The 20,250-nt window shown below is 45.0% G+C and carries 11 protein-coding genes and 1 tRNA gene; 5 read left to right on the top strand and 7 right to left on the bottom strand.

The window, feature by feature from the left end:
• Positions 1-46: 46 nt before the first annotated feature.
• Both hemG and hemN read right to left on the bottom strand, forming a co-directional pair.
• Positions 47-1,453 (bottom strand): protoporphyrinogen oxidase, encoded by a 1,407-nt coding sequence (hemG, locus tag HMPREF0650_RS05605; protein WP_050774845.1) that lies wholly within the window; start codon positions 1,451-1,453, stop codon positions 47-49.
• Between the two features lie 56 nt (positions 1,454-1,509).
• Positions 1,510-2,880: an oxygen-independent coproporphyrinogen III oxidase gene (gene hemN, locus HMPREF0650_RS05600; protein WP_004349030.1), complete on the bottom strand. Its 1,371-nt coding sequence runs from the start codon at positions 2,878-2,880 to the stop codon at positions 1,510-1,512.
• Positions 2,881-3,861: 981 nt separating this feature from the next.
• On the opposite strand from hemN, the gene HMPREF0650_RS05595 reads away from it, so the two are divergent.
• A complete protein-coding gene (locus HMPREF0650_RS05595) occupies positions 3,862-5,838 on the top strand; it encodes a KUP/HAK/KT family potassium transporter (RefSeq protein WP_004349028.1) in 1,977 nt (658 codons plus the stop codon).
• 50 nt (positions 5,839-5,888) lie between these two features.
• On the opposite strand, the gene HMPREF0650_RS05590 is transcribed toward HMPREF0650_RS05595, so the two are convergent.
• The 4 genes from HMPREF0650_RS05590 to HMPREF0650_RS05575 form a co-directional block, all read right to left on the bottom strand.
• Positions 5,889-8,129, bottom strand: a complete 2,241-nt coding sequence (locus HMPREF0650_RS05590; RefSeq protein ID WP_004349026.1) for a cytochrome c biogenesis protein CcsA — start codon at positions 8,127-8,129, stop codon at positions 5,889-5,891.
• Positions 8,129-9,727 (bottom strand): di-heme oxidoredictase family protein, encoded by a 1,599-nt coding sequence (locus tag HMPREF0650_RS05585; RefSeq protein WP_004349024.1) that lies wholly within the window; start codon positions 9,725-9,727, stop codon positions 8,129-8,131. Before HMPREF0650_RS05585 ends, HMPREF0650_RS05590 begins: the two co-directional genes overlap by 1 nt.
• A gap of 105 nt (positions 9,728-9,832) precedes the next feature.
• On the bottom strand, positions 9,833-11,026 hold the full coding sequence (locus HMPREF0650_RS05580; RefSeq protein ID WP_004349023.1) for an imelysin family protein: 1,194 nt from the start codon (positions 11,024-11,026) through the stop codon (positions 9,833-9,835).
• A gap of 38 nt (positions 11,027-11,064) precedes the next feature.
• Positions 11,065-12,366, bottom strand: coding sequence for a hypothetical protein (locus HMPREF0650_RS05575; RefSeq protein WP_004349021.1), 1,302 nt, complete (start codon positions 12,364-12,366; stop codon positions 11,065-11,067).
• Between the two features lie 276 nt (positions 12,367-12,642).
• Here HMPREF0650_RS05575 and HMPREF0650_RS05570 point away from each other — a divergent pair, with 276 nt between their 5' ends.
• Positions 12,643-13,983: a UDP-N-acetylmuramoyl-tripeptide--D-alanyl-D-alanine ligase gene (locus HMPREF0650_RS05570; RefSeq protein WP_004349020.1), complete on the top strand. Its 1,341-nt coding sequence runs from the start codon at positions 12,643-12,645 to the stop codon at positions 13,981-13,983.
• A 421-nt stretch (positions 13,984-14,404) separates the two neighbouring features.
• Here the strand turns inward: HMPREF0650_RS05570 and HMPREF0650_RS05565 are convergent, their stop codons facing one another.
• Complete coding sequence (locus tag HMPREF0650_RS05565) at positions 14,405-15,694, bottom strand: acyltransferase (RefSeq protein ID WP_155813583.1); 1,290 nt, start codon at positions 15,692-15,694, stop codon at positions 14,405-14,407.
• A 194-nt stretch (positions 15,695-15,888) separates the two neighbouring features.
• On the opposite strand from HMPREF0650_RS05565, the gene HMPREF0650_RS13490 reads away from it, so the two are divergent.
• From HMPREF0650_RS13490 to HMPREF0650_RS05550, 3 genes are all read left to right on the top strand, one after another.
• Positions 15,889-18,570, top strand: a complete 2,682-nt coding sequence (locus tag HMPREF0650_RS13490; protein ID WP_004349017.1) for an McrB family protein — start codon at positions 15,889-15,891, stop codon at positions 18,568-18,570.
• Positions 18,560-19,882 (top strand): McrC family protein, encoded by a 1,323-nt coding sequence (locus HMPREF0650_RS05555; RefSeq protein WP_004349015.1) that lies wholly within the window; start codon positions 18,560-18,562, stop codon positions 19,880-19,882. Before HMPREF0650_RS13490 ends, HMPREF0650_RS05555 begins: the two co-directional genes overlap by 11 nt.
• A 266-nt stretch (positions 19,883-20,148) precedes the next feature.
• Positions 20,149-20,221 (top strand) — tRNA-Pro (locus HMPREF0650_RS05550).
• The last annotated feature ends 29 nt before the right edge of the window (positions 20,222-20,250 follow it).

Here is a 20,250-nt window from a genome sequence, read left to right as displayed (position 1 = left end):
ATTAAGATATGTCTTCAGTGTAACCCTTCTCATATTCACTTTAGGATTATATGTTTTTGGCAACGGCCACAGCCTGCCGAATGCGGTCTGCCATGCCGATGCCTCCCTTGAGGTTTCCTGCCAGGACAAGGCCAGGGTAGCGTTGCTCCACTTTGTCAATTGCCGCGAAGCGCGCCCCACTGGTCACCTCGTATTGAGGAATGGCCCGATGGTGGCGGAATATACGAAGCGCGTCGGGTTGAATATGCTTTGGCAATTGTAGCATCCGGTGCAAGGCATCATCGACAATGTCTGTCAACTCATCATCAGTCTTACTTATAAACTCCTGGTGTCTCACTCCTCCTAAGAAGAATGAGAACACTGCCCCGTGCTCTGGCGCGCGCTCCTCAAAGCAAGCCGATGGGAAGAGGATGCCCAACACTTGCTGCCGTTCACACGAAGGAACCAGACCGCCAAACGCTTGATACTGCCTTCCGCCGGTGTTCCTGATGCCCACGCCTACCTGCACGATGGGTGCGTAGAACAGGTTGTTGACATCTTTCATGAGCCTTTCATCCACGAATGGCAGGAGGGCGGGCAAGGCATAAGCGCCACATGTGGTCACCACCTTGCGGCAAGCAATGCGATGTTCCATGCCGTCTGCCGTAGTATATCTCACCTCATACCCATTAGCATCAGGAAAAACTTGTACGCCATTGGCCCCGGTAGTGATATGCTCCGGCCCAATGGCCGCGCCCAAGGCCTGTACCAGATGCTCCAGACCGCCTTTAGCCGAGAACACCTGCTTGGTAGCCAGTCGGTCGCGGTCACTCTTAGGCTCCCTGGCCTTGGCCATGGCACCACGGATGAATCCCCCGTACGTTTGCTCCAGATTGTACAGCTTAGGCAAGGCATAACGGGTAACGAGCGTCATGGGGTTGCCCGCATAGACACCCGACACGAAAGGATCCACGGCATAATCAAGATACGACCTCCCTAATCGTCGCGCAGCCAGCTCGCCAACCGATTCATCAGGATTGGTTCCTTTGGCACGGAACGGCTCACCCAGGATGCGAAACTTGTCGTGCCAGGTGAACAAGGGCGTGCGCAGTCCGCCAATCAGTCCGGACGGCAGCTCTCGGAAGCGGTCGCCCTTCCATATCAAACGGCGCTTGGAAGATGCGCGCGCCGTCTCCAACTGGCAGTCACCGTCCAGCGCGTTGAACAGTTCGACAATCTCCGGATAGGAGATTGCCCCTGTGTTGGGGCCGCTCTCCATCACAAAATCGCCTACCTGGTGCGTGTGGATTTGTCCTCCAATGCGGCTGGCCTTCTCCACCACACGCACGCTACGTCCTTTTTTTATCAGGTGGAAGGCTGTGGTGAGGCCGGTGATTCCGGCGCCAATCACGCAAACGTCAACGGGTTCTGGTGTTTCCGTGGACAAGGCAGACGGTTGGTCGGCCACAGCCATGGTACCTTGTTGCCCTTGAATATCTTCTAATGGCATCATCTTTTCTATATTTTAGCCTATACTGGCTTTGAAAATTTCTTGTCGGTGTGTTGCATCAGCGGGTCGAGAGTGGCCACTACATTCCGTACGAATGGCGAGCCTATGCTGGTCATGGCCACAACATCATCGCTAAGCAGTATCAGTCCGTCGGCCTCCATTTCGCGCAACTTAGCCTCGTCGTAGTTGGTGGCGGCCTTCACCTCGGCCGGCGTGATGCCGATACGCCCAGCTATCTCAGACCAGGAAAGATGGTAGTTGCACATCATCTGCGCAATGACCTCGCGCACGATTTGCTCCTGCCTCGTGAGTTGGTAGCCACGCCGGGTGTACAACTTGCCCTGTCGTATAGTGTCTATATAGGCTTGGATGTCACGCCCGTTTTGCGCATAGGCCGTTTCCAGCTGACTGATGGCCGTTACGCCGAAGGCATAGACCTGCCCTGTGGTGCGGCGCGTGCAATATCCTTGGAAGTTGCGGTGCAGCTGCCTGGTGTCCAATGCGATACTCAGTTCGTCGGTAGGCAGCACAAAATGATCCATGCCAATGCTGCGATAGCCGGCGGCATGAAAGACATCCGCGGCTTTCCGGTACATCTCCTGCTTGTCGGCATCCTTGGGCAAGCCCAGCTTCTCGAGTACCAATTGCCTTTTATGCACCCATGGCACATGTCCATAGCTGAACGTCACCACGCGATCGGGATGCAGGGCTGCCGCTTGCTGGGCGGCCTGCGCGAACGACTCGGGTGTTTGAAGTGGCAGCCCGAACAGCAAATCCATGTTGATGGTCGCACCCTGGGCGCGCAACAGTTCCATGATTTCGCTTATAGGCATCAAGGGCGGCCTGCGGTTAACGGCCTTCAGCACGCGCAGGTCGAAATCCTGTACGCCTAAGCTGTAGCGCGTGAAGCCACATCTGCCTAATTCCTCCCAGTTGCTGGCCGTGAGATAGCCGGGATGGCACTCTATGGCTATCTCGGGATTCTCTATGGCCGGCATCAGAGACAACAGGTGCTCGTTCAGCTCCTGTAGGTAATGGATGGGCAGTGCCGTGGGACTTCCGCCGCCATAGTGTATCTGCGAGATCTTCCGTGTAGCCGTGTCAATCCGTGCAGCCACCAAGTCAATCTCCCGATGCAAGGCGTCCACATAGTGGCCTATCACCACATCATCCGCCATGGGATAAGAGTTGCAGCCACAGTAATGGCACAGATGCCTGCAAAACGGAATGTGCAGATAGAACGACACCAGCGGCTGGCGCGTCTGATGGTTGGACGCGTCGACGGCAGCAAGATATTCGCGTTCTGTAAATTCGTGGAAATAGTTGGCCGGTGGATAGCTGGTGTATCGCGGCACGGGAATATTGTATTTGTTTAGTAATTGCTGATTCATCGTGAGAAAAGATTATCACTTACGCCTCGCTTCATTTCCAGAAGCACCATGTCCGCACAGGCCTTCCGGCACACGGTAACTTTGGCATTAGAACTTCCACCTCTGCCGGCATGGTTACATAGCTTGGGCAAAGGCGAAAAAGAATGACATGCGCAGTGTGAGTAGTATTCATCTGTCTGCATGCAAAGTTACAATTTTTCTGTGAATATCATGTATCCTATCTTATGAGGATATTTGTATCTTACGTGCGGACAGCAGGACGTTCGTTATTGAACGATGGCTTTGTTTCAATAACAAATCTAATTCTAACGAAACCAATTACCTTGTTTGTGGCTCAATGAACGGTGCGTGCTTAGTCTGGTTTACTTTATTGGCTTTCATTTTTTGTAACAACAATTACCCTTCAATGAAAGCATCCTACATGAAGGAATCCGTTGTTTTTTTGTTCTGTAATTTTACCATAAAACGATCATCTAAAATCTTCGAAATAGAAAAAATCAATAGGCAAGCACTCTACAAAAATGGGTTGATTTTAACAAAAAAGACGGATTTTAAAGCTGGAACATTGACTTAACGCACTTAGAAGCATCTTTTTGAGTGGTTATTCACATGCTATAGCAACATCAAAGCATGCATATTCGATGCTTATCTCAATGCTTTTGCCGACAAGAAGTGGTATAAATAGGAATAAAAAGAGAAGGATTTTGCGTAATCTATTCAACAGCAACAAATTATAAAAACGGCTCATTTTTAGCGTTTTTACGAACAAATGGGCGTTTGGTTGTCTACACGCAAAATATGAGAGGCACATTGTAAGGTAAATTCAGCATGGATGAGCCTTCGATGCAGCGTGCCACCGAACTTGCAAAAGCTTGTAATAGGTGTGAAAATCGTGAAAAATAAAATGACAAAAATTTGTTGGTTCTGTTTTTTTAGTATATTTGCAGCCAAATTTTGATGTAGAACTAAGTCGTATTCTATATGGTACTTTCTCCTGATGACAAGCGTGTGACGCATAGTGGTTTGAGTTTCATAGGTGTTGTCGTAACGTTAGGTATTGTTTTTGGCGACATTGGTACTTCGCCACTGTATGTCATGAAGGCAATTGTTACGGCTGGTAGTGTTATCAATGCCCAATATATCATAGGTGCTGTATCTTGTATTATTTGGACGTTGACGTTACAGACCACGGTTAAATACGTGCTTATTGCGCTTCGTGCCGACAACAAAGGCGAAGGTGGCATCTTGGCTCTTTATGCGCTTATCAGGCGACATAGTCCAAAATGGCTTTACCTGTTGGCTATCATCGGGGCGAGTACGTTGGTTGCTGATGGCGTTATTACACCATCGATTACGGTGCTGTCTGCCATTGAGGGATTGAAGGTTTACGAACCCAGTACGCCTACTGTACCCATTTGTCTTTGCATCATTACGGTGTTGTTTGCCATACAACAGTTTGGAACCAATGCCATTGGTCGGTTTTTTGGACCCCTTATGTTCGTATGGTTTGCCATGATGGGGGTGCTTGGCATTGGTCACATCGCTGACTTCCTGCCCATACTCAAGGCATTCAATCCATATTATGCGATAGAACTATTAGTGCACGACCCTAAGTGGTTCCTCATTCTTGGCGCTGTTTTCCTGTGTACTACGGGAGCTGAGGCTCTTTATTCCGACCTTGGTCATTGTGGCGCACAAAACATACGTGTGAGTTGGGCGTTTGTTAAATTGATGCTCATCCTCAACTACTTAGGACAAGGTGCGTGGATTATCAGTCATCCTGATAGTCTTGTTCCTGGTATCAACCCTTTCTACGCTATCATGCCCCACAGTTTTCTGTTTTTTGGCATTGTCATGGCGACAATTGCTGCCGTCATTGCCAGTCAAGCTCTTATTAGTGGTTCGTTCACTATTTTCAGTGAGGCAATGAATTTGAAGTTTTGGCCCAGACAGAAGATAAAATACACTACCGACGTTAAAGGTCAACTGTATGTACCTTTTGTAAATATGGCACTCTATGTGCTTTGCGTTCTCGTTATTCTGTTTTTCCAAAACTCAGAAAATATGGAGGCTGCCTACGGCTTAGCCATTACTATAACGATGCTCATGACCACCTTCCTGCTTTTTGCCTATTTACATAAGTGTAGGGTGTCACCCTTGTTTATTCTGCCCTTTGTCGTCTTTTTTGTAGGGATTGAAGGGATTTTCTTTATTGCCAACATGTTCAAGTTTGTTCATGGCGGATGGGTAACGATGCTCATGGCTGGTGTCATGTTCTCTGTGATGTATGTATGGTACAATGCGCGCCTTATTCGGGGACAACAGGTTGACGTACGTGATGTAAGAGATTGGTATGACGTTATTTCTGATATAAAGAAAGATACTTCTATTGCTAAGTTTACCACAAACATGGTCTATCTTAGCAAGCTTTCTGGAACCTACGAAATAGAACAAAAAATTCTATATTCTATCATCAACAAGCATCCTGTTCGAGCCGACCACTATATATTATTGCACATCAATTATCAGGATGAGCCTTCAACGCTTGAATATGAGTTTACCACTCTTATCCCTGATACGCTCTATCGCATCAATTTGAATTTAGGATTTCGCATACAACCCTTGGTGAATCTTTATTTTCGGCAAATTATAGAGGAGTTAGTGGCTCGCAAAGAGTTTACAATCGACAGCAGCTATCCATCGCTCAGGAAGCATCACATTCCTGCCAATTTTACCTTTGTCATCATTAATCGAATTTATGCAGCTCTCAATCACTTCTCCCAGAAAGAACGCATTATCATGGGATTATATTCGCTCATTTCGCACATAAAACTAAGCATGACACATGCGTTAGGGCTTGATACAAGTAACGTATTCATCGAAAATGTGCCATTGGTGGTGAAGCCTCATCGCCAACGTGCCATCCGCCGAATTGACAACAACGCTGACGCTGAATGACTTGGCTAAAAGGCAGTTGTACGAAGAGTGAATGTACATCAACAAATTTATCAAGCATAGCTGTGCATCCCACCCAACACATAATTGACACCAAAATAAGTCATCAGCACCGTCAAGAAAGCCAATACGATATAGACATGCAAGAATATTGGACGGCGAAACGCTGGCAATGACTGTTCGTGGAACGTCAAGGAATAAACCAGCATCGTAATCAATGCCCATGTTTCTTTGGGGTCCCACCCCCAGTATCGCCCCCATGAAACATTCGCCCACACGGCACCAGTGAATATTCCTACAGCCAACAAGAATACGGCTGGATACAACATGATGCGACTTATATCAGTCAATCGGTTGAGAATAGCAGTGCTACTTCCCATTCGGTTCATGATGAGTGCCGTGACACCATTGAAGAACAAGAATGCAAAGAGGGAATAGGAGAGCATGACCAAAATGACGTGTATGCTGAGCAGTGGAGAAGCAAGCACGGGCATCAACGTTGTAATTTGTGGATTACGCTCGCCAAGCATGGACACCATCAGGGCAAGACCAGCTGCCATAAGCCCGAAAGGGAGAAAGAACGGTATGCGTTTGCCAAGTGGCAATGCAATGACAAGCATGCAAAGCGCCATGAACTGCATGGTCTCGAAGCCATTTGACAAGGGCATGTGTCCTCCCACATATCCCCTCAGCGTAATCACCACAAGTAGGAAACAGGCGGACAGGGCAAGCAACAAAGAGCCGCATAGCTTGAGAGAGCGTTGTTGTGGCTTATTGCGTAACAGATTTCTTGCGGTCATGATGTAGAACAGTATGCCTGCCACGATAAGTAATATTGCCATGGGAAAAGAGAACTGGAGTGAGTTATATATCTTTTCAGCCTTGAACCTGCTGTCGGATGGCAATACTGTTCCTGCCTTTTTCCGTTGATACTCGCGTATTTTTTGGAGGACTTTTTCCACTCCTGTGTTGTCTTTTGCAAGTGCAAGCTCCATCACATAGTCAGTGGAGCGTTTGATGAAGAGCCACTCATCTTGTCCAAGTCCTTCTGGAAGTTGGTCGCCTTGTGCCATCCACCTTAGACTACCTGCCTCTTTCACAGGGAACATTCTAACGGCTTGTCCTGACATGAGTGACGCAATGATATTATATTTTTCGTAAGCTGCCGCAACATCCCGTGCTTCGCTATTGTTGAGCGAGCCTTTGTTCATCTGCTCTATCAGAGATGAAAGTTTGAAGCCTTGTGTGTCACTGGTGTAGTCCATCCATGAGACATACCTTCCATTTGTGTTCAATGCCTTTTGTACACTTCCTCCACTTATCTTAATCATGGGCTGTTCCACCCAGTCTGTGGGGTATAATAGCCATCCAACGAGTACCTGTTCGGCGGTGTATCCTCTGTAGCTGTCACTGCCATACAGTTTAATAGTTAGATCTCTTGCCATTGTCTGCATGGGGCAGATGCGCCCACAGTGGTAAACATAGAGGTCGCCAAAGCGTTCAGCCAATGCTGCTGGTAATGTTTTGGGAAGTGGGATGTTACTGGAGGATAGCATCTTCATGGGTACAAGTAATAGCAAAGCCAGCACTAACGCCTTTGCCTTGACGCTCTCCTTCTTCATAACCTGTCTAATCGTCCTTCGGAATCCACCACATGGATCTGCAAGAAATGCAATGATGCTCAGTAGCAGCATGACGTATCCGCAGTATGTTACTGTAATGCCCAGCGGATCGTATGAAACGGATAGATGCACCCAGCCGCTTTCCGTGTCATAACCACTTTGATAAAATCGATAGTATTGTTTTTTCGCAATGTTGTTCATGGACACCTGCTGCTCGTCTCCATCACTAAAGGCAACATGACTGACAAAGTCCATGGGCGAATCTGTACCCGCATAGTACTCAATGTTGAAATTACAAAGTTTCATATTGAAAGGCAGGCGCTGCTGTTTGCCGTCTTTTGTGATGAATGAGTCTGCTGGTTGTCCGTTGTGGAGATATATGTCACCTTGCTTACCCGTTAAGAAGGTCAGGCCTGCTCCTAAGAGAATCACAGCGAATGAAACATGCAGAAAGATAAGCGAATGACGCATCACCGCATGCCAGTATCTTAGAATGGCAAACAGGGACGATATGGCAAGCATCATCCACAGGGCAGCGAAAGCCCATGAGCCATAGATGTACTTGTGTGTTAGTTGTGTGCCGTACCTCTTATCCATGAACGAGGCTGCCGCCAAGACTATAATAGTCAATGACAGCAGCCCGAAAGAAATATTCGTTAGTCGTTTCTTCATTAGATAGACTCGATAAATTTGACTATCGCATGGCGGTCGTCCTTGTTCAGTTTGCGGAACTTCTCTGTTGTCCACCGTGCATGCGAAACGCCACCTTCTTTTGAACATCCATGCCACATAATTGCCTCTATGACATTTCTTGCTCTCGCATCGTACAGTCGGTCATCGTGACCAGTACATACTTTCATAAGTCCTTTGCCCCACAATGGCGGTGTACGTATCCATCCTTTGCGAACATCGTTCTTCATGTACAGCCTATGTGAAACTAAATCGGTGTAAGGCCATATCTTTTGTTTGGGATAATGTGGCAGACGTGGGTCGTTGGGTTTGATGTTAAGGTCGCCAGGATAGGAGAACTGGTCGTTGCCCGTAATCCACATGGGTCGGTGACACGTAGCACAACCTATTTCGTTGAAGAGCTTCTTGCCGCGTTGCACGATTGGGGAATCCATGTTGCGCGCCGCAGGAACAGCCAATCCCCTGAGCCATACCATATAGTTCAGGTAATCGTTGTCTTCCATTTCAATAGGGTGCTTGTCACTGGTGAAATAGTTATATATGTCCTTTTCTGGGTTGCCCGTTTTTTTCCATTCAGGGAAATATTGATAGAATACTTTCTGAATATCAGGATCTTTGCTTGCTGTTAGCGCATACTCCTTGGTCACATTAATTGTGGTGTGTCCACGTCTCGTTACATTAAAGTTTGCCCAGTGCTGTACATCCCAAGTAAATGTACTTAGGTCAAGGAAATGACCGAAGCGGAAAGGTTCCATTGTAATAGAGTCAATGGCAGTCCATTTTCCGTTCTTAAACCTTGAGGGATCCAATTTCGCATGCGCTTCTTCGCGCTGCCACTGCTTCAACAGACTGTCGGCATCAATGGCTCCTATCAGTCCGTTGCCAAAGAAAGGAATGGCGTTCTTGAGTCGTATGTGAATATCACTTACACTTACAGGTTTTCCGTTGTGTGACGGTTTCACATAATAGGCATCCTCTGGTATTTTCACATCAGGATATATCAGGCTGTATCGCTCTCCGTCTGGGAATACGTTCCCCCAGTCATCGGTATATTCCTTCCATGTAATTTGCACTTTTGCTGGGTCGAGATACGACTTGAATGGAGGCATGCCCTGGAACTTGGGACTGAAGAAAGAGAGTAGTTCACCATCATCGCCGAATATTTCCAACTCTGTGGCATTACCCCATTGTTTTGGATCGAACTTTGTAATGCGCCATCCGTGTCCATAACCGCAGTGACAGCTTTCACATGAGGGACGCGAGTATAATGGTCCTCTTCCGTTGAATGGACGTGTGCTTGAGTTGTATGGGCGTTCAAAGAAATATTCACCCATCTTGAACTGATATTCCAGTCCTGCCTCTTCGATAGCGGGTGTGGGATCCTCGTACGCACTTGCAGTAGCATTGAATGTTGTGCCGAGTTTTCCTCCAGCATACCATTCGTCCGCCAATTCCTTACTCTCAGTACCACTGCCGTTGTCGTTGATATCTTTGTCCTTACAAGATATGACCGACACACATACAAATGCCATGGCAGCTACCGAAAGTACTTGTTTTGTGGTGATTGTGTGATGTTTCATAATCTTTTTGTTTTAACATGTTGACTAAAAATGCGGATGAGTTTCAGGCGGTTTAGCCACCTGAAACTCGAATACGTCGCACCTTGATAATCGGTGTTCACGCTGTTATTTCTTCAACTCAGTCTTCAGTTCACTGAGCGTCTCATCAAGCTCCTTGCAAGCATCCATAGCTGCCTTGCAACTTGCATCTGTATAGTTGAGCACAAATGGAGCCTTCATGTTCTTGATGGCTGTTTGTGCCTTCGTAATGGCTGCCGTCACTTTCATGTCCATTTCCTTGTTGTGCTTTGCCATATAATTGTGGATGGAGGCACCGCGATTACCCTCAATACCACCATAATAAACGTTCTCAACAGAGATGATATTGTTATGGAAGTCATGAATGGACATTTGGCTGTATGGCGACTCTATGTATGAAACGTCCTCGCCTGTGTGTGCTGATCCAATCTTCGATGTGCCAACCTCGTCACAGATACTATTGCATCCCGACACAATTTCCTGTAGAGCGGCAACCCATGAGCGGTACAGTGAACCTGGTTGACCAGCAAGCAGAATGTTCTCTCCGTAAGAATGTTCTCCTCCACCAACGGTGATACCAAGCTCAACATCTTCTGTGATGTGTTTCACTTGTGCAGCATCCAGTTTGGAAGCATATTTCTCTCCAGCCCATGAAGTGAGGAGCTGCCAGCAACTGTTGCGGAGGTCGCCAGCCACGGCAATGGCATACACGAGGTATTCGTCTTCTATTGAACCTGCCTTGCGTGGTTTTCCGTCTTTGAAAAGGATGTACTCCACTCCATGATAGCCCAACAACTCCTGACCAAGTTTTGTGCGTGCAGCGATGTCATAATCGTCGCCATCAAGTTCTTCAATATTGGTTGCTGTTGCAAGATACTTCTCCAGTGCAGGAAGGTCGAGCGGCCAAGAGTCAATGTGTGGGTCGATACCGAAGTCGGAAGCAGCTCCAAATAAGAAAGCTTCACTGCGTTCCCACCACATACGCGATGCGAGGAAGTCTTCACATGCCTTGTCAAGGTTTGCCTGAGTCGGGTTCTTGCGGTATTCCCTCAGGTCTTTTACCAATTCAGACGATTTTAAGGCCATCTTCTCATAAGTTGGCACAACAGTTTTGTGGATGAAGGCGTCAACGATTTCAGCGTACGCCTTGTCGCGTTCTTCCTGTTTTTTCAGCTCATCTTTTTTCGTATCATCCCCGTTGTCGTCAGAACATGCAGTAAATGACATCGAAAAAATCAGGCCGAGAATTGCAGCGAAACAATAGTTCGATAATCTTTTCATTTTTTTTGTTTTTTATTGTTAGAGTTATATTGTAAAGACTATAGGAAAAAGCCTGCATAGGCTATACCCAGCGAAATGCTCGGCTCGTTATTAAACTTGCTTTTCAGGAAGCGGTTGCTATATTCTCCTTTCACAACAATTTGCTTCGTTGGATGGTAGTTGAAGCCAAAGGCGATGCGGTTTCTGTCGGTCCATTCATAGTCGCTGTTTCCTGCTACAGGATGATAGGCATCGTAGTTCTCGTATGCTCCGAAGACGAACAGTTGTTGTTTCTCACTTCTCATGCACGGGAAGAAGCGCATCACATTGTACCCTGCCTGAATACTTGCAGCGTGTGCACGGTTGCCAACGAGTGTACGTTTGTATGGTGAGGTTGAACTCTGCGAGCGATTGTAGGTTGAGATAATGTCAGCGTCGCCCAGATGTCCATAATCAAAACCACCAAGAATGCGCCAACCGTGACCTGTGTAGCTCATGTCTATCGTTCCGATGGTGACAGCACCTTTCACATCTTTATATTTACCGCGCTCATCACTCTGCAGGGTGTTGTTGAACGATTCGCCATAATATCCGCTGAGACCTATGCGCAATCCTTTCAATGGATAGAAGTCAAGGCGAACCGCTGTGGCATATTTGTTGGCTGGTGTGAATTCAAAAGCACTTGCCGATCCATTCTTAATCCACTGATCTTTGCTGAACAAGAGTGAGTTAAGACCTGGCAGGAACATGGCTTGATAACGCAGAAACTTCCATCGTCCCCAAACCGACACACCTGTTTGATGCCAAGTACAGGGTAAAATTTGGTTTTCTCCTTCTGGACGGTATACAGTGAAAAACTCGGTTGGTAAGTGATGCGCATTGGTATATCCAATGGGAACCACATCGTGACCAGCGCGTATATTCAATTCGGGACAGAACGATTTCTGAATCCAAAACTGTTCGAGTGCCACTTCGCCACCGCGTTCAATCTCGCCTTCCCATTCGCCAAACTCTTCATCTTCCATTTCCATGGCACTCTCGGTGCCGCCATGTTCAAACTCAATCTCTGAGTTCATAGTCCAGCCCTTGCCAAAGTCGTATCCCAACATCACCACAACGTGAGGCAAGTCTGCTTGTCCACGGCTTTTAGCATTCTTGTACTTTTCTGCCTTGCTGTAGCGGTTGATGTTGTCGGAATAAAACATTCTGCTCATCACGGCTTCTCCGTAGCCACCTAATGACAGTCTGCTTTTTTTGCAGCATCTCGTACTATCTTTTGCACATCCCTGTGCTTTTGCCATACCCGAGAAGCATAACAGGGTGCATACCAATGTAAAAATATAGGCTATTCGCTTTTCCATATTAACAATATATAATTTTAACTAATTATTCAGCCGTATTATAAAATATTCTTTGGCGATTGCAAAATTATCCTAAATCTGAACTTTATACAATACCCAAAAATAGTGATTTTGCATTGTCTCACCACCCCACGAAGCTCAATCCCCATTTAATTTCATCCTCATAAATGATGAGGAGATTTCTAAGACGAAAGAAAATATTTTGTCAACAATGTGATTTCAATTACCTTTGCAATTGAAACAGAACGATCATTGATCGCTCATAAAAAAGAAGGTATGGATATTTCTGAACTATACAAACTGTTTTTAAAGCATCCAGTGGTAACCACTGACAGTCGCGACTGCCCAAAGGATAGCATGTTTTTTGCCTTGAAAGGAACTTCGTTTAATGGCAACGAGTTTGCACAAAGTGCCTTAGAAAAGGGATGCGCGTACGCTGTGATTGACCAAAAGGAATACCAAATACAAGAAGACGAACGCTACATCTTGGTAGAGGACTGTCTGCAAACGTTAAAACAGTTGGCCAACTATCACCGCCGCACACTGGGTACGCCCATCATTGGCATTACCGGAACCAATGGCAAGACTACCACTAAAGAACTGTTGGCAACCGTGCTGGCCGAACGGTTCAACGTGTGGTACACGCAAGGCAACTTCAATAACGAGATAGGAGTGCCCAAGACGCTCTTATGTTTGAAGCCCGAACATGAGATGGCCGTCGTGGAGATGGGTGCAAGTCATCCCGGTGACATCCAATCACTGGTAACAGTAGCTGAACCCGACTATGCCCTCATCACCAACGTGGGGCGTGCGCATCTACAGGGCTTCGGCTCGTTTGAGGGCGTAATGCGCACCAAGGCCGAACTCTACGATTACATGCAGCAGCACAAACCGCAAGGCCTCGTGTTCATCAACCAAGACAACGAGTACCTTAAAGAGATGTTCCGCACCCACTGCCCCAACGTCAAAGCCATGGGATACGCACAGACCGACCGGCCGGACATCAGCATCCGCGGCGAGGTAGTGAGCTGCGCACCCTACCTGAAGTTTAGATGGCGTAAGACAGCGGCTGCCCCCTCACCCCGTGAGGACACACGATGGCACGAGGTGCAGACACAGCTCATCGGCGCCTACAATCTCGACAACATGCTCGCCGCCATCACCATTGGGTCGCACTTCGGCGTTTCCGACGAACAAATTAACCACGCCTTGGCCGGATATGTGCCGAGCAACAACCGCAGCCAACTACAGATCACGGCCCACAACAAGCTCATTGTAGATGCCTACAACGCCAACCCAACGAGCATGGAGGCCGCGCTGACCAACTTCCAACGCATGGACGTGCCGAAAAAGATGGCCATCTTGGGCGACATGCGCGAGCTGGGGGACGTGAGTATGGCTGAACATCAGAAGATTGTGGACCTCATCGCCACACTTAACCTCGACAAGGTGTGGCTCGTGGGCGAGGAGTTTGGTCGCACAAACACAACGCTCCGCAAGTTCAAGGACACGGAGGCCGTGAGGGAAGCCCTGCGACAAGAGCCTCCACAAGGCTATTACATCCTCATCAAAGGCAGCAACGGCATCAAGCTGTTCCAACTTCCAGAGCTGTTGTAACAGCATTCGTTTGCAACGGACAGTCACGAATGTGCAAGGACTTACCGTTCCGAAACATTCCCTGTCCTACCGTTGCGACCGCACGTCCTCATCGTTCTTTTTTCACAACTAATTTGGATGAGGAAAGTGATGATAATCATGTGCCATTTCACCTTGCTGCGCACGGGGGCGCAATGTCATAGACTTTGTGCATCAAACCCATTGACTTTGACGCCTAAACCCTTTGAGTTTACCATTCAAAGTCAATGCTATTGGAACGGCCCGTTCATTGGGATGGGTAGATGAAATCAACAACGAAATAAACAATAAATACGAATTGGCGAATTTCTTACTTTTTTTTCAATGGTAAACAAAGCGCGGCAACCTCATACATCACCATACAATACCATTCAGAAATGTACACATGTTTAAAGTCTTCATACTATGATGAAGCAAATGTAACAACGGCACGTTTTATCACGCTCTCTATCTTTTCAGATGTCAACCGTACGATACGATTTATTCCTACTAATTCAAACATTTTTTTTCTGCACCAATCGATACCTATACATATTGTGAAAATAATCAAGCAGCTCGTTAACATTTTGAACATAAACAAACTATCATCCAGCATTCCTTGCCATACGAACATCTTCTGCCATAATAGTTTCCGCACCATCGCATTATCACTGATCAGATAGACCGCAAGCGTATAAGGAGCTATCTTAACGAGGCAGCTTGTCAAACCATTTTCTTTGATGGTTAAACCTCGAACCCAAAGAAAAACATAGAGCGAGAAAAAAAACACAAAACCATTATAGCTAAAACCAAAAGGCGTCATATTAGTACCATCAAATAAAGGTATAAATATGTGCATCCAGGCAGGATATGTAAAGGTAATAACCGCAGCGACAATGGCTTTTCTGCCATATCGATTCATCGTTCTTGCATATAGTCTAACATAACCAGCAACCAAATACAAAAATATGAACCACAAGAACCCATAACCTCCACCAAAAGTGTCACCTAAAGGAAACTTCACTAATAATGTCAAACTTATTGCTCCCAACCCTATTAACGTCAACAAATGTTTGCTTTGACTAACATGATGAACAAAGACGTTCAAGACAGGAGCGAAGATGAGCAAGCCCATATAATTGGTCATAAACCAATATTCCTTGAAAGTGATAGGAAAGATTACATTGGTCAGCTCTTTTACTTGGAAAGTTTGAAAGCCCATACAACATAAGACCGCATACAAACTCACCGCATAAAACAACACCTCAACCCATAATACAGCCAACCTACTCAGCTTAAAAGATTTGGTTATCATGAAATAACCTGTTATCATCACATAACAATTCACAGCAACATGACATATCTCATATACTATTTCGGACATCATGAAATTACACGAGGACATAGAAAGACCCATTACCCCTCCCGAGGAAATATTAAAATGATAATACAAACCATGAGCGAAGTAATGTTGCACCACAATTCCAAACATTGCAGCCACTCTAAGTAAATCGAAATTGATGAAACGCTTCTGCGAAACCATATCATGTGAAATATTAATGTTCTGCGTGCTTATCTCCATTTTCTTACCAGGTAGATTCAACTTCAAATACAACAACGTTTGCAAATTTAAGTAATAAAACTCAAGTGGTCTTCTGAATCCCAACTTTTTTCTTGGTCTGGCACACGGCTCATTGAGTTCATGATTGACCATTCATTTACTTTTTGCTTGAACCTCAGTTTGTACATCACAGAAATTGTTTATCTTTGTCCTTTGGTGAGTTGCGCCATCATGCGCTTCGCTGCCAAATAAGAAAGTTATCTAATGCGTCTGCAACGTTTCTACTTAAAAAGAATGAAAAACAGAAAGTAAGAAGCATTTAATCAGATAATAGCCAAACTGTCAATATGAAAATATATCAAGAAGCGTTCGTTGATGGAATGTATACGGTTCCCGATTTAAAATTGGACTGGGACTCACTCCTCTCTGATAAGTATAATTTATGGGCAAAATACAAGTTTGCCTTACTTAAATTCTATTATTCTCCAAATCATGAAGGATCATGTTCTGATGTAGCACGGGAATTCAATGACAAGGCATCATCACTGAATGCGCTTATCATGAACTTCGGCCGTGCAGTGCAGAAGACTGTAGGCGATTTTTCAGTCATGCAAAATAATAAGATGCAATACTGGATTATTTCCATGAATGGATATTATGATGAGAAAAATCACTTCGTTTGGCGGCTGAGACCTGACCTCACTGAAGCAATCAAGAGGCAGCTGGAGAGCGAAGCCAATTTAAAGGAAATGTTTCTTGAGCGTTTTCCCGTAGAATCTTTGCGTTCTATGCCAATAGAAAAGTATACGAACCTCAATCGTAAAGACTCTTTTTGCTATTGGCTTGAATCAGGAACATACCGTCTTGGTTCGATCTGGGGTGGTAGTTCGCTGAAATTCGGAATTTATATGTTTGACCAAACACCTAAAGAGGGTATGCCAGTAAAGTATGACGATAAATACTGCTGGCAGGCTAAATACAACAGTAAAACAAGTGCGGAAGCCTTCAACATTGTCAGAGATAAGATTGCAACGATAGCAGAAAAAGCCGTTCAGGGTGATTTGCAAGATGTCGAGGACGTTGACTTCGGTGATGTGGTTAAATGGAAAATAGCCTGCCTTTACTCAGACAAGAAGGTTATTAATATGTTTACTAAGGAACTTCTACAATCAGCTGCGAAGGGTTTTGGGTACAAAGGCGACCTTGAATCACGAATAGACATGAACAATTTTATCGTTTCACAGTATGACGAGAAACGCGAGTCTTTCTATGATTTCTACATGCGTGTGGGTATTCACTATTTTGGAAAATCCGAACCAGAAAAAACATATTGGCTTGCCGGTTATTCTTTTGGTAGTACGAAATCTCAGTTTGATAGGTTTGTAAAAGATGGAATATGGGAGAGTAAGCATGATGAACATAACGTTGCGGACCAAAAACTTCTTCCTCTTGTGCAGACTATATCGGAAGGAGACATCATTATATTGAAATCAACTTCCACCAAGGGTAGCCATCATGACCAACCTTTTATGCGCGTAAAAGCAGTAGGCATGGTAACAAGTAATATTGAAACAAATATAATAGGTGGTTCAACATACTGTAGGTGTTCCGTTGATTATATGAATACGGATGACAAAGACTTTGACGGGGCATTTTATGGTTCGTATCGTAAAACGCTTCACAAATCTGATCGTAAATTGAAAGATGTTATTGATTATGTAAACCGTTTAATGTCAAGCAAAGATATGGCAAGAAAAAATATCATCCATGGAAAACAAAAGACGTATAGTGAGTTCATAGAACTTCTCAACGAGAACTATAATCTTGTCTTGACGGGTGCTCCCGGTACAGGTAAAACACACATGGCACAGGAAATAGCAGCAGAGATGGGAGCCGTGACAAAGTTCGTGCAGTTCCATCCTTCTTATGATTATACTGACTTCGTAGAAGGCTTGCGTCCTATCGAGAAGAGCGATGGACAGATGGAATTTGAGCGCAAAGATGGAATTTTTAAGGACTTCTGTCGTGAAGCCATTAAGAACTTGATTGATTCTGAAAAGAGTATAGAAAGTCTGACTAAGGAAATGTCATGGAAGGACAGGCTTGACCGTTTTGTTGAAGATTCCATTGAAAACGGTAATAAATTTAAAACCGTCAATGGCAGTGAGTTCGTCATTTCTGAAATGAGGGGTCACACCATAGTCATTCATAATGAACAGAATGAAAAGACGACACAGGTTGCTGTAAATGCAGATGAAATACTAGAGTTGCTTACTAGCGGTGTTCCTCTAAATATTGTTAGAGATATACGAAATTATTTCAACCGCAAATTTGGGACCCAGCCAGACTCTTATGCCTTTGTTATTACAAAGGCTGTTCGAGCAATGAAACATAAGAAGACGCCTGTGGTGGAAGCAAACAAGATAGATAGAAAGCCATTTGTATTTATCATTGACGAAATTAATCGTGGCGAGGTATCCAAGATTTTTGGAGAGTTGTTCTACGCTATAGATCCTGGCTACAGAGGGAAACAAGAACATTTGGTACAGACCCAATACCAGAATCTTGTACCTGAGTCGGATATGTTTGCAAAGGGGTTCTATGTGCCGGAGAATGTTTACATACTTGCAACGATGAACGACATAGATCGTTCTGTGGAGAGTATGGACTTTGCCATGCGCAGACGATTTACATGGAAAGAAGTAACTCCAACAGACACGGAGTCTATGCTTAACGCCATGCCGTGTGAAAAGAAGGCTAAGGCTACCATGCACAGACTGAATAGTGCCATTGCAGAAACTGATGGACTTGGAGCTGCATATATGATAGGCCCGTCTTACTTCCTGAAACTCAGTGAAAACGGAGGCGATTTTAGCAAGTTGTGGAAGATGAACATCGAGCCGCTGCTGAAGGAATATTTACGTGGATTCCGTAAGGCAAACGAGATTCTTGACAGATTCCGTAGGACATACTTTGGTACAAAGGAAGAAATAATAGCTGACAAGGCAGAACTGATAGATGAGGATTAATCTGACAGATAACAACATCGGACAATCTGATGCCGGAACGTTTCTGAGAGAGGACGTGGCGGCATTGTTCCCAATCGCTGGCAAGACGATTGCAGAACTATGTGGGGAAAATGAGAACCTTCTCATGTTCCCATATAGCATTGAAACTTCGGATGACATGATTGGTGAGTCTTCTATCATGAGCATACTCAATACCGATGATCCAGACAAGGTACGAATCACTACGGGCAATGTAATGGGCTTCATTGGTGTTGATAATCTCCAAATAAAGATAAAATCAAGATTTGACAAGGGTCGAGACGACTACCTTCTGCACTATATGCTTCAGAAAGTATTGTCGTTTAACCTCTTTGACCTCAGTCACAACAATGAAGAAGAAGATGTCTTTGACTTTATCATGTTCATGTTCCCATACTTTTTGAAAGCAGCTATGCGACAGGGCGTTTATAGGGAATACCAAAACTTTAGTCACAACGATGCAAATCTTAAGGGAACCATTGATATTGCTCAGCATATTGCCAAAAATGTGCCATTCGTTGGAAACATAGCTTACTCGACAAGAGAGTATAGCCATGATAACAATATGACAGAGTTGATTCGACATACCATTGAGTTTATGAAAACGAAACGATATGGGCAGTCAGTCTTGAATGTTGACCATGAGACTATTGAGAACGTGAAGGCTATCGTTGAGCACACACCTTTATATAATAAGAATGAGCGGGGCTGTATAATCAACAAAAATCTCCGTGTGAAAGCTCATCCTTATTTTACAGAGTATCGTCCGTTACAAATGCTCTGTCTACAGATTCTTAGAATGGACGAGGTCAAGTACGGTGAAAGCAATAACGACATTTGTGGCATCCTGTTTGATGGGGCTTGGCTTTGGGAAGAATATGTCAACACCATCTTGAGAGATTACGATTTCAAACACCCTGAGAACAAACTGCACAAGGGTGGTATCTATCTTTTTGATGACCATAGTGGTATACGCTATCCAGACTTCTATAAAGATGACATGGTACTTGATGCCAAGTACAAGTTACTAGGTAGTTACGACAAGGTGTCAAAGGTAGATAGCGATGACATCCATCAAGTCATGGCATATATGACGGCACTGAAAGTAGATCAAGGTGGATTTGTTGCCCCACTGAATCAGAAACAGTTGAACATCCCGACTTCACATCTTAAAGGAAGCTCGGCCACTCTATCAATATATGGCATTGAAATTAGTAAGACAGACACGTCTTATATGGACTTTTGTGAGAATATGAAGGAAATGGAATGTGTATTCGTTGAGTCATTGCATTGACACCGTAGATCATAAGTTCAATTAAGAAATGCAATTTTTAGGAAATACAAAAGAAGCGAAAATATTTTTTTTCAGAGATAAGGGAGGGTGTCCTTAGTAGAGTAAACCAACAAGTTTTGCATTTCGATTTTGAATCTGCATCCATTGAAGTGCCTGTGTTGACGAAAACAAATAAACACGGTTTTTTGTTGCGGTTTGCAAAAAAATGATGTACCTTTGCAAACGCTTTACGGTTTGTTACTTACAGCAAACAACAGAAAGCGCATCGGGATGTAGCGCAGTTGGTAGCGCACTACGTTCGGGACGTAGGGGTCGGGCGTTCGAGTCGCCTCATCCCGACAAAAAAGACGGCAAGTGAGCATTTTCAC

Origin of the sequence: Hoylesella buccalis ATCC 35310, assembly GCF_000177075.1 — a bacterium.
Lineage (GTDB): Bacteria > Bacteroidota > Bacteroidia > Bacteroidales > Bacteroidaceae > Prevotella > Prevotella buccalis.
The sequence above is the reverse complement of the archived record's forward strand: the minus strand, read 5'-3'. Positions and strand labels throughout refer to the sequence as shown.

Bases quoted from the DNA above. Each gene is read 5' to 3' on its own strand.
- HMPREF0650_RS13490 (WP_004349017.1), top strand. From the start codon at position 15,889: ATGAAAATATATCAAGAAGCGTTCGTTGATGGAATGTATACGGTTCCC.
- hemN (WP_004349030.1), bottom strand. From the start codon at position 2,880: ATGAATCAGCAATTACTAAACAAATACAATATTCCCGTGCCGCGATAC.
- HMPREF0650_RS05555 (WP_004349015.1), top strand. From the start codon at position 18,560: ATGAGGATTAATCTGACAGATAACAACATCGGACAATCTGATGCCGGA.
- HMPREF0650_RS05590 (WP_004349026.1), bottom strand. From the start codon at position 8,129: ATGAAGAAACGACTAACGAATATTTCTTTCGGGCTGCTGTCATTGACT.
- HMPREF0650_RS05595 (WP_004349028.1), top strand. From the start codon at position 3,862: ATGGTACTTTCTCCTGATGACAAGCGTGTGACGCATAGTGGTTTGAGT.
- HMPREF0650_RS05575 (WP_004349021.1), bottom strand. From the start codon at position 12,366: ATGGAAAAGCGAATAGCCTATATTTTTACATTGGTATGCACCCTGTTA.
- HMPREF0650_RS05580 (WP_004349023.1), bottom strand. From the start codon at position 11,026: ATGAAAAGATTATCGAACTATTGTTTCGCTGCAATTCTCGGCCTGATT.
- HMPREF0650_RS05585 (WP_004349024.1), bottom strand. From the start codon at position 9,727: ATGAAACATCACACAATCACCACAAAACAAGTACTTTCGGTAGCTGCC.
- hemG (WP_050774845.1), bottom strand. From the start codon at position 1,453: ATGGCTGTGGCCGACCAACCGTCTGCCTTGTCCACGGAAACACCAGAA.
- HMPREF0650_RS05570 (WP_004349020.1), top strand. From the start codon at position 12,643: ATGGATATTTCTGAACTATACAAACTGTTTTTAAAGCATCCAGTGGTA.
- HMPREF0650_RS05565 (WP_155813583.1), bottom strand. From the start codon at position 15,694: ATGGTCAATCATGAACTCAATGAGCCGTGTGCCAGACCAAGAAAAAAG.